The organism is Coleofasciculus sp. FACHB-712, from assembly GCF_014695635.1.
GTDB lineage: Bacteria > Cyanobacteriota > Cyanobacteriia > Cyanobacteriales > FACHB-T130 > FACHB-T130.
This window is the reverse complement of record NZ_JACJOQ010000607.1, coordinates 1-9,152: the sequence shown is the minus strand read 5'-3', so window position 1 is coordinate 9,152 and position 9,152 is coordinate 1. Positions and strand designations below refer to the sequence as shown.

Genomic DNA, 9,152 nt, shown 5'->3' with positions numbered 1-9,152 from the left:
TTTGAAACACATGAGGTTTATTGTGGATAGCGCCGTAGCTCAACATCGTAAACACCTCGGTCTTCGAGCAACAACCCTTCACTTCTAAACTACTCTATTTCCGATTAAGTCTATTAAACGGATTTATAGCGTGCAATATAAAGGCGGAACCTCACCCCCAGCCCCTCTCCTCTTGGGCTACCGTGTATACACATCTGGGCAAGAAGCTAAAGACCAACCGAGAAACAGGGAATCAAACTGTCGCAGACCCTGAAAAAGAGTGACAATTCCGGGAACCCGTTGGCTTTGATAGCCAGACCAACCGCCTAAACGAGCAATCAACCAAGATGCCCAAGCCAACGTTAGGGGAGGAAAAGGGTTGTGTTGTTTTGGGGTGCGACCATTGAGAGTGGGTGCAAGCTCTGTCAGGCAACGCTGCTGGGCATCACAAAAGACGACTGTTGCTGATTGAGTGACGTCTTCACGCCCTTGAGTCAACTGAAGCACGCGCACAGCAGCAGACAGCGCCAATACACATAGACGTTGAATGGCTGCTCCAGATTCGAGTTGAGTCGCTTCCAGATTCAAGCCACTTTGTTTGAGAGTGGCAAACAGTTGTTCAATTCTCCAACGCCAACCGTACCACGCAATCACTTGGAGGGCTTGCTCCAGGCACACCACTCGATGTGTCGTCAGCAAGCGCCAATGCACTGGGGCTTGTCCCGGTGGAGGATTAATTTCCACAGCTTCAACGGCATAGAGTACCACTGAGTGGGGGTAATCTGTCCCGTCGAGCCGTCGAGGACGAAGGCATTGCACCCGGCAATACCGGAGTTGTCATTAACGCTTCACGAGCAACACGTTTTTTGCGCTCATCTGCCATCACCTGCAACGTATAGGTGCCCGCGGCTGTTGGCTCAAGTGAGTAAACGGGGTTTCTCTAGTGCCTACCAACAATCGGTCGCGGCAAGCTCTGATTAGTACGTGTGTCTGGTGGTTGGGAACCGTCACCCATTGTTCATATATATCCGCTTCTCGGTCGCCAATGTAGGTCACGGTTGTTGCACCCCCAAGCTCAAAGCATCGCTGACTTGAGGCGGCGGACTCTAGCCACTTGAGGGATTCTTTTTCCTGAATCGGCAACTGTTTGTAGCGCCGAGTGTGCTTGTCTGGACGTTCGGCTGGACGACTCCACATTTGGACGCTACTGATACCCAATGGAAACCCACTCGCCGCATTCAACGCCAATGTCGGATGAATGAAAAATCCTAAGTCTTGGTTGTTGCCCACCACCCCTAAGCCTTCCGGCTTCAGGCGTCCTGCATGAGCTTGTAAGTTAATCTCACTGCTATCACTAACTGCCAGCACATGCAGTCCTTCCACTTGTTGCTGGCAGTGAGCGGACAAACTTTTGGCTAACTCGCTCAGACTCACTTGCTGATTCTCTAAAAAGCGGTAGTATCCCATCTGTTGTGCCCAGTCTCGACTGATCTGGCGAATGTTTACCGATTGATGCTCACAGATGCCCTCGTACAATGATGCCCCCTTTTTTGCAGGCGTCGGTCTCCAAACGCTGCTCCTTTGAACTGTTGGGCATGGATAAGGATCGGATTCTCCATCATTTTGCGCTCTTTGATGCGATTCAGATTGTTTCAGGGCGACTTATGTATACACGGTAGCCGCAAGCGGAGAGGGGAGTCGGAGCCGCAGGTGGAGGCGGGGTGGGGTTCCGGGGAGTGGGTAATTGCTGAATTTGATATCAAAGTGCATCTGCTGTCGCTCAACTAACAACTAATAACTCTTTTTTTCATTCAGATTCCAGTCGTAATAGAGATAGGAAATCGGCGTTGAAGCGTCAAGAGGCACGTCGGTTTTTAAATACAAGCGGATGTATTCAGGAATTGAAGGTGCGACTTTCAGTAAATCGCTCTTGTACCACTTGAAAATTTTGCTACAGTAAAGCGTTCCCGTTTGGGAATCGTAGCGAACTTTATCGGGATTGTTAATAAAACGGCTAGCGTCATCCTCTAACTGATTCCGCACCGATTCAGGAAAATATGCACCATTTCGCAACAACGGACAACCAATAGAAGCACAAACCAGAGCAAAGTGGATGCGGGGTTCGTCAAATTCGCGGCGGAGGATGCCATGTTCGATTTGGTTGAGGCTGTAGCGCTTACCTGCAAAGGAATAGACGGGACGGATGAAGAACAACAGGAAGATAAGCCAGTTGGGAATTCCTAAAATCTTCGGTCGGATGGATGGGATGGGATAGCGTGCTAGAACTTGATTGATCGCAATCGCATTATATAAATTCAGCCACAGCGCTAACCGTTCATCTAGGTTGGGATAATCCCCCAAATCTACTTCCTGCAAGGAATTCAGCCATTGTGAAAGCGCTTGCGATCGCTCTGAAGACCAAGCATGATAATCGACGCGACCTTCTAGATCCACGTATCGGCGCAGTAGCTCATCCCAAACTGTAAAGTCGATCATGGCTCAATACTTTCTCCGAGCGGACAAATCTAACCCCATATTAAAGTTCCTGACCTCTTGCACTCTTCAAGGGTCAGCCTCAAAACCCACCCAGAAATTTATTTCTCGGCGGGTTATTGCAATGCAACTGGTGCAAGATGTGTGATTCTCGATAAGGGAAGGGAGAAGAATTGAACTCCCCTCTCTTTTTAAAGGATGCTTTAAAAGGTAGGGGTAGTTGTAAAAAAGCTCACAAGGCTGAAGCTGAAATTGCAAATATCAGCACCACGCGCACGCGAATGACTAAAGCATATCAAGCGCAACCTAACGTGTGTTTAGCTGGCGATTATCAAAGACTACCCGAAACCTCGGAGGTTTTTATCTATATAGCCATGAGGGGAATTATGATCAGACAATTGACATGATTTTCAACTGGTTTCGGTTTTAATAAACCCATTTTTTATAAGCCTAACCTTTAATAATTAAGCGATTATCAACTTGTCTGTTATTATTTTTAATGAAGTTGAAAAGCCAACAACCCATCTGATTAACAAAAACTATTATTAAAAATTATTTAAGCGAGGGGAAACTGAGACAAACCCAGACCAAAATATAGTAAAAGTATCTCGTTGCAAGGGGGTTAAAATTTTGCTCTGCTGATAGTGGCAAAAAAGCGTTATAGTGCTTCTCGATTGAGTCAACTACACTCAATGCCTAACTTCCAACAGAGTTCCCGGAATCGAGCAAGGGGCTAACTTCTAAGCCTCTCTCTGATTCCAAATAAAGAGCAAAAGTGTACTGTATACAAATGAGAACTGCTATATTATTTTTCTTTTATCTAAAGTGACACAAAAGAACTACTCACTGTACTTATAGTCTCATAATACCCGCAGAATATTTGTTTTCCGACATCTGGAGAGCGAGAAATAATCACAAGGAAATGACGCATGAACGCCTTTGAGTTCGAGATTACCATTCAGAGCAAGTCAGGTGTTAGTAGCTGGCCTATTGTTGTCAGGTGTAAGCAACCGGACGGACTAACTATCCATTCAAAAGAAACCCTACAGCTAAGTCAGGATAACTTTCACCAACTCACCCAACAGCAAGAAAACGAGAAAGAATACGGTACCTTACTAGGCAAAGCCCTGTTTCAAGGGGAGGTGCGCGAAACATTTATTCGTGCTTTATCCAAAAGCAGCCAGGACTCCCCCTTGCGAATTCTGCTCTCGATTGAAGCGGCTGAAAATGACGAACTCAAAATATTGCATTGGGAAAGGCTGTGCGCCCCGATTGATACTGACGGAAGTTGGCATCTTTTAGCCCGCGATCAGCGCGTTCCCTTTTCCATTTATATTCCTACTATTATCGATCGCCGCTTTCCCCCGATTGGACGGCGTGACTTACATGCCCTTGTACTAGTAGCAAGTCCCTCGAATATCGGCAAGTTTCAATTAGCACCTTTTGATGTGGAAGCTGTTTTATCCGGAGTCAAGGAAGCGCTTGGTGAAATTCCTCACGATATTTTGGCAAATAATGTTGCAGGTGCTATCGGACCCCCGACGCTACAAGAACTTTCCAAGCAACTAATCAATGCCAAAAAACCATACACATTACTGCACTTTGTCGCCCACGGCAAGCTACTTGATAACGGAGAAACTGTTCTGTATTGGGCAAAAGCCGACAATCAAGTTCTGCCAATTACTGGAGAAGAATTACTCTCAGAGCTAAAGAATATTGGCAATCATCAAAGGAGTTTACCGCACTTTGCCTTCCTCTGTACTTGCGAGAGTGCCGATCCTAGAGCAGAAGCAGGATTAGGTGGATTAGGTCAAAGATTGGTGAGAAATTTGGGAATGCCTGCTGTAGTAGCGATGACTCGCAAGGTGAGCGTAGAGACAGGCTTGGCTCTAGGACAGAACTTTTACCGACGACTGAGAGAGTCCGGAGAAGTAGACATAGCGCTACAACAGGCGACAGCCGGACTGGGAAAGCGCCACGACATTACGGTTCCGGCTTTATTTAGCCGTTTGGGTGGGCGTCCCTTATTTAGCGATCGCCTCGACAATCGGGATTTAACCGACGAGGAAATCGAGTATGGGATTGCGAAGCTAAGCAAATTCCTCGCAGAACGCGCTCCTAATGCCTCCGTACTCAAGCAGAGGTTTAAAACGCAGGTAGAGACGCTCAAAGATACCCAAGGAGCCGAGTCACGCACCGCCCGTGAAGAGCGCCAGCAGGCTTTAATTGAGATCGATAACTTGTGCGATCAAGTTCTGGAAATTAGCTTTGATGCTCTCTCGGCTATGGGTAAGGAACCACCACCCTACCAGGCTGAGTGTCCTTTTCCCGGTCTATCTTCCTTTGCTGAGGAACAATTCCACAAGTTCTTTTTTGGGCGCGATGAGCTGATTAGAGACTTACAAAAAGAACTGGCGAAGGATAATTTCTTAGCTGTTATCGGTGCTTCGGGCAGCGGCAAATCATCGGTGGTACTAGCTGGACTGATTCCGAAGCTTAAACAGGAGCCAAGCCTACAGTCGGTTCGCATCACGCCAAGCAACGAGCCGCTGAAACAATTAGAAATACTGTTAAAGGTATCCCAACAGCCTTCGGTACTGGTGGTAGACCAATTTGAGGAACTGTTCACCCTTTGCGAGGATAAAGCCAATCGCCAAGAATTTATCGACAAGTTGTTACACCTTGCCGAGCGGCGGAAAGTTGTAATTACGATGCGGGCGGATTTTTTGGGAGAGTGTACCTTCTACCCCGAACTGAGAAAGCGGATTGAAACCCGGCAAAAATTGGTTGGACCGATGGAACCTGCCGAACTAATTACAGCGATGAAGATGCAGGCAGATGGGGGAGGGTTGCGCTTTGAAGCTGGCTTGAGCCACTCGATTCTCAATGATGTGCAAGGAGAGCCAGGGGCAATGCCACTGCTGCAATATGCGTTGCAGGAGCTGTGGAAGCGACGGCGGGGACGGTGGCTGTGCGATGAAGAGTACCAAGCAATTGGTAAAGTCCAGCAGGCGATCGCGAAAACTGCCGATGATTTTTACAATAGCCTACCAGCCAAGGAACAAGAGCAAGTCCAGAATATTTTCTTGCGCTTAACTCGCTTGGATAAGAATGCCGTACAGGAAGAGAAGCGACGGGACACCCGCCAGCGAGTGGAGTTAGAGGATCTGGTGCCAAGCGGGAGCAATCTGGCAGAGACGAAGAAGTTGGTACAGCAGCTAGCTGGTGAGGGGGTACGGCTAGTCGTTACCAGTCGGAACAAAAGTACCGGGAAGGAAGAAGTAGAAGTCGCCCACGAAGCTTTAATCCGCTATTGGCCTACGTTGCAGGAGTGGTTAAGCCAGAATCGGAGCGACTTGCAACTGAGAGAGAGCATCAATCAGGCGACGGAGGATTGGTATAACCATAAAGAGCAACCAGACCAAGAAAGTTATCTGATTCATCAGGGCGGACGATTAGAAGACGCCCAAATGCTCTTGCAGCACCCAAAATTTGTGCATCTGAATCAAGAAGAGGCGGCATATGTCAACGCTTGTTTGGAATTGCGCGATCGCATTCGCAAGCAAGAAAGACAACGCAGACATCGCTTGCTTTTCGCTGCGGTCAGCTCAGCTTTTGTCTTTGCTGGATTTGCAATCTTTGCTGGATATCAGTGGCGGCAAGCAGAAATCGAGCGTATTCAGGCGTTAAGTGCTTCCTCAGAAGCTAAGTTGGAAGTGGATCAATTAGAGGCATTGATAGGAAGTTTACAAGCTGGAAAAGAAGTTAAGCAGCTGTGGATATCAAAAGCAACCTTAATAAACGAAGTCAGGGGCAGGCTGCAAAAAGTAACTTCTGAAGTCAGAGAACTCAATCGCTTAGAAGGGTATGAACGCTCAGTTACAGATGTCAGTTTTAGCTCAGACGGTCAGATGCTGGCGAGTACTGGAGTTGATGGCACAGTTCGTTTATCAGATTTACATGGCAAAGAACTCATTAAATTTGTAGCGACGACAGAGCGGATTAGAAATGTCAACTTTAGTCCCAATGGTCAGATACTAGCAACGGGTGCTGAAGATGGAACTGCAAAATTGTGGGATTTGAAGGGGAGAGTATTAAGAGAATTTCCTACACAGGAAAAGGGGGTATTTAACATCACTTTCAGCCCTGATGGTCAGACTGTTGCCACGGGTTCTGGGGATGGTATTGTTCGCTTGTGGAGTTTGGAGGGAAATTTAATCAAAGAATTTCCTGCCCATAATACCAGTATTAATAAAAAAGTAGTGTGGGGCATCAGTTTTAGCCCGGATGGTAAGACCATCGCTACGGGTTCTGGGGACGGTACCGCCAAGTTGTGGGACTTAGACGGAAAACTATTAAGCGAATTCCTGGGGCATAAAGATACAGTGTTTAGTGTTAGTTTTAGTCCCGATGGTCAAAAACTTGCCACCGCCTCTATGGACAGCACTGTCAAGTTGTGGGATTTAAAAGGAAAAGAGTTGAGAGAATTGTCAGGACATCGAGACTGGGTGTTTAGCGTCAGTTTTAGTCCTGATGGTCAGAATCTCGCCACTGGTTCCAAGGACGGTGTTGTTCGCTTTTGGGATTTGAAGGGAAAACTATTGAGGGAATTTAAAGGGCATTCGGACTCAGTTAGGAGTGTTATTTTCAGTTATGATGGCAAGCGTTTGGCTACAGCTGGATATGACAACACAGTCCGCTTGTGGGATTTGCAAGCTCGCCAGCAGCTAATTGATTTCAAGGGGCACAAAGGCGCAGTATGGAGTGTCAGTGTTAGCCCCGATGGTGAGATGCTGGCGACGGCTGGAGCTGATGGCACTGTCCGCCTGTGGGATTATTTATCAGGCGAGCAATTAGGGGAATTCAAAGGTCATAAAGGTGTAGTATGGAAAGTTAGTTTTAGCCCAAATGGCAAACTTTTAGCTACATCAGGAGAGGATGGCACCGCTCGCTTATGGAGTTTATTTGGTAAGCAACGGCGAGAATTCAATGGTCATAAAGGTGCAGTTTTGGGTCTGAACTTTAGCCCGGATGGTAAACTTTTAGCTACATCAGGGAAGGATAGCACCATTCGTTTGTGGGATTTGTCCGGTCAGCAACTGAGAGAATTCAAAGGTCATAAAGGTGCCGTCCTGAGTGTCAGTTTTAGCCCGGATGGCAAACTTTTAGCGACTTCAGGAGCGGATGGTATCGTTCGCTTGTGGGATTTGTCTGGTCAGCAGCTAAAGGAATTCCCAGCGCATCGAGACTGGATCAACAGCGTCATTTGGAGCAATGATGGTCAGAAACTGGCTACAGCTAGTAACGATCGCACTGTCCGCTTGTGGGATTTGGACGGTCATCAACTAAAGGAATTGAAAGGTCATATAGGTGCGGTGCTTAAACTCCGTTGGAGTAACGATGGTAAGCTGCTAGCAACTGCCGGAGCTGATTCAACTGCTCGTCTATGGGATGTATCCGGTCAAGAGGTAGCCGTATTCAAAGGCCATAAAGGTGAAGTCAAGAGCGTCGGTTTTAGTCTTGATGGCAAGCTTCTAGCTACGGGTGGTGAAGATGGAACAGTTAAGTTGTGGCGGGTGGAAGGATTAGATGAGCTGATAGTGCGCGGTTGCACTTGGGTACACGACTATCTCATCAATAGCCCAGATTCCGAACTGATGCCTGAAAAACGTCACATTTGTGATGGTATTGGCATTTCTAGTAATCTCTCCAAAGCCAAGTGAGACTATTACCGTTAGGGAAATGAGAGCCACTATCGCCAGTGAAAACCAGGGATGCAAGCGCTATGAACCGAGTTCAAAAATTTCCAGTTCAAAACCTTCAGACATACTTTTGACAAACCGCTACATCTATTTCATACTTCAAGGTCAGCTTCGGCGATCTGATAAATATCTACGCCCGCGTCACACAAGCAGGAGTCTATGGATTCGACCAAGAGCCATACTCTTACCGCTCCGTCCCCTGCTGCGGTAATGACCCTTTGCCCATAGAAGTGAGAAGTAAGCTTACCTCAAAAATGACGTATTTTTACTTAATATGCTAACAATGTTTCCTTTTCTATCCCATCTCTTGGCTGTCTTGTGGGATGCTGTGATGATATGTTCCATAGTGGGTGAAAAGGCAACGGTGTAGACATTGTTAGTATTCCCGTCAATATCGAGCAAAATGTTGTCTTGTAAATCCCAAAGTTTTGCAGTTTAGTCTGCACATGCAGTTAGAGATGTTTGACTATCAAACTATTAGCAACAGTTTGTTCTTATTTTTTTCTACTTAGAATGTTAGAAGAGGACTATTGACTACACTTCAGATGTATATATTTTATGCTGTTTCATAATTAGGTTCTGTCGCTTTCATATTTACTTTATAAATAGTCTTTTAATGCAGATAATTGGTTATCTAAAATATGGAGAGCGAGAAATAATCGCAAGGACATGACCCATGAACGCCTTTGAGTTTGAGATTACCATCCAAAGCAAGTCAGGCGATAGTAGCTGGCCTATTGTTGTCAGGTGTAAGCAACCGGATGGGCTAACCATCCATTCAAAAGAGACTCTTGAGCTAAGCCAAGATGACTTTAACGAACTCACTCAACAGCAAGAAAACGAGAGGGAATACGGCACCCTACTAGGCAAAGCCCTGTTTCGAGGGGCTGTGTACGACACCTTTGTTCGCGCCCTATC

At 46.7% G+C, this 9,152-nt stretch carries 5 protein-coding genes and 1 pseudogene; 3 read left to right on the top strand and 3 right to left on the bottom strand.

The annotated features are described in order from the left end of the window. Window positions 1-177 precede the first annotated feature (177 nt). Window positions 178-801: pseudogene (locus H6F50_RS28075) on the bottom strand (IS4 family transposase); the annotation flags it as partial. Window positions 802-861: 60 nt separating this feature from the next. Continuing rightward, the gene (locus tag H6F50_RS28070) at window positions 862-1,515 is read right to left on the bottom strand and encodes a hypothetical protein (protein ID WP_347277200.1); all 654 of its coding nucleotides are present in this window, start codon (window positions 1,513-1,515) and stop codon (window positions 862-864) included. A 99-nt stretch (window positions 1,516-1,614) separates the two neighbouring features. Between H6F50_RS28070 and H6F50_RS22260 the strand changes: the two genes are divergently transcribed. Next, a complete protein-coding gene (locus tag H6F50_RS22260) occupies window positions 1,615-1,767 on the top strand; it encodes a hypothetical protein (protein WP_190430385.1) in 153 nt (50 codons plus the stop codon). A 3-nt stretch (window positions 1,768-1,770) separates the two neighbouring features. On the opposite strand, the gene H6F50_RS22255 is transcribed toward H6F50_RS22260, so the two are convergent. Continuing rightward, complete coding sequence (locus H6F50_RS22255; protein WP_190430384.1) at window positions 1,771-2,475, bottom strand: DUF547 domain-containing protein; 705 nt, start codon at window positions 2,473-2,475, stop codon at window positions 1,771-1,773. A gap of 926 nt (window positions 2,476-3,401) precedes the next feature. On the opposite strand from H6F50_RS22255, the gene H6F50_RS22250 reads away from it, so the two are divergent. Together H6F50_RS22250 and H6F50_RS22245 are read left to right on the top strand one after the other, a co-directional pair. Further along, window positions 3,402-8,195 (top strand): CHAT domain-containing protein, encoded by a 4,794-nt coding sequence (locus H6F50_RS22250; RefSeq protein ID WP_190430383.1) that lies wholly within the window; start codon window positions 3,402-3,404, stop codon window positions 8,193-8,195. Window positions 8,196-8,910: 715 nt separating this feature from the next. Beyond that, window positions 8,911-9,152, top strand: a 242-nt coding sequence (locus H6F50_RS22245; RefSeq protein WP_190430382.1) for a hypothetical protein, incomplete at its 3' end; no start/stop codon positions are given.

Bases quoted from the DNA above. Each gene is read 5' to 3' on its own strand.
- H6F50_RS22260 (WP_190430385.1), top strand. From the start codon at position 1,615: ATGCGATTCAGATTGTTTCAGGGCGACTTATGTATACACGGTAGCCGC.
- H6F50_RS22255 (WP_190430384.1), bottom strand. From the start codon at position 2,475: ATGATCGACTTTACAGTTTGGGATGAGCTACTGCGCCGATACGTGGAT.
- H6F50_RS22250 (WP_190430383.1), top strand. From the start codon at position 3,402: ATGAACGCCTTTGAGTTCGAGATTACCATTCAGAGCAAGTCAGGTGTT.